This is a genomic window from Aeromonas sp. HMWF014, from assembly GCF_963878295.1.
GTDB classification, from domain to species: domain Bacteria; phylum Pseudomonadota; class Gammaproteobacteria; order Enterobacterales; family Aeromonadaceae; genus Aeromonas; species Aeromonas popoffii.
Genome location: NZ_CAWNYS010000367.1, coordinates 623 through 2,203, shown reverse-complemented (window position 1 = coordinate 2,203; position 1,581 = coordinate 623). Strand labels below are relative to the sequence as shown.

At 62.1% G+C, this 1,581-nt stretch carries 1 protein-coding gene and 1 pseudogene; both read right to left on the bottom strand.

The features are described from left to right. A pseudogene (locus tag AAC083_RS23175) lies at positions 1–228 on the bottom strand (GNAT family N-acetyltransferase); the annotation flags it as partial. A gap of 3 nt (positions 229–231) precedes the next feature. Further along, complete coding sequence (locus tag AAC083_RS15190; protein ID WP_108537037.1) at positions 232–1,479, bottom strand: response regulator; 1,248 nt, start codon at positions 1,477–1,479, stop codon at positions 232–234. Between the last annotated feature and the right edge of the window lie 102 nt (positions 1,480–1,581).

Below are 1,581 nucleotides of genomic sequence, written 5' to 3'. Positions count from 1 at the left end.
GGGCTGTTTGGCCCGCATGAAGCGCAAGTAAATGCTCTGCTCGCTCAGTGCTTCATAAGCCGCCTTGATACACTCGGGATCGGCCCCCGCCAGCTCTTGCAACCGGCAGGGGATGCCCCCCACTTCCATCATCAGGGGCAAGGATGCCCGCGAGGTGGGATGCAGCCAGCCAGCCAGGCTGTGGCGCAAGCGCGCTTTATCGGGAGGCCAACACAAGTAGCGGGGCACGGGTTACCAGCGCCCTGTCATGCCGCGATCGCGCCACAGCTCGTTATCGAGCAGGTTGAAGGGGTCATCCAGATAGAGGGCGATGCCGAGCTCCCTGGCGCGGTTGATGAAACGCCCGAGCAGGGAGTCCGGCGTCATGCCCTCCAGCCCAGGCAGCAGGCTCTGTCCCAGCAGCAGGTGCTGCAGGGGAATACGTTCCAGCAGATCGAACGGCATATGCTGATCATTGTCGAGCAGCAAGGCGAGTCTGGCCCCGGCCAGACTCGCCTGTAGCACCAGAGCAAACCGCTCCGCCTGACTGAGCAAGTTGTCACGGCGGTGAATGACCAGCGTCAGCTCACTGGCGTCTCGCCCCTGCTGGCCCAACCACTCCCGCACCAGCTCCCAGCGTGGTGGCAAGCCTGTCACCGCCAACCAGACAGGCAACTTGGAGGGGGGATCCGAGATAAACCCCAGCAGCCCCTTCTCCGCCCCCTGCCAGGTACGAATGGAGCGGCGCTGGCCACTGAGCCGCTGTTGCCGCTGGGGCCCCAGGTAAAACACCTTGAGCAAGCGCAGCAGATCGTCAGTCAACAGGGGCTTGGCCAGGGCCGCCACCACGTTGAAACCGGCGTCATACAACAGGCGCCGGGCACCGTCGATCAGAGCCTGGTCATGCGCAGACAGCAAAATAATGGGCAGGCCGCTTTGCCGGTACTGGGGCTGGCTCATCAACAGACTGATGGCGTCCTGCTCCATCAGACTGAGATCGCTGATGAGCAGTGTGACCTTCCCCTCCGCCAGTACCTGGATACAGGCATTGCCATCCTGCACCCATTGACAGGAGAGCCCCAACCCTTGGATCTCTTGTTGAATCTGAGCACCCTGAAACGGATGATCCTCCAGTAACAAGATCTGTGTCCCGGCCAGCCACTGCCGCCACTGCTGATAACGGCCATGCACGCCCGCTAGCCAGTCATCCGAGAGCCGATAGATGCCCTCACCCTGCGCCACCAGTTGCGGCAGATAGTCGGCGCCAGGGTGCGAGGCTGGGTCAAACAGGGCGAGGGCGCCGGCGGCAAACACCCCCTCCCAGTGCCAGCAGGTGTCTGGCCTGGTGCGGCGCAGGGTCGCAAATTCGGGCAGGCTGACCGCTTGGGCCGCCCGATAGGCAACCTCATCCAGCGCATAGATGGTCACGGGGTAGAAGAAACGCTCTTGTGTCTCTTCCGAATCCAGCAATGCCAATAACTCTTCATCTGTGATGATCATGTCAGACTCTCTCACCCAATCGCCGGCAGACCTCATCAAGAGCGTGCCGCAGCGGGGATATCAGGGGTTGCCGTGGGTCTTGTTTCCACTGCTCGATCACCT

Coding starts and splice junctions, on each gene's coding strand:
- AAC083_RS15190 (WP_108537037.1), bottom strand. CDS start 1,479: ATGATCATCACAGATGAAGAGTTATTGGCATTGCTGGATTCGGAAGAG.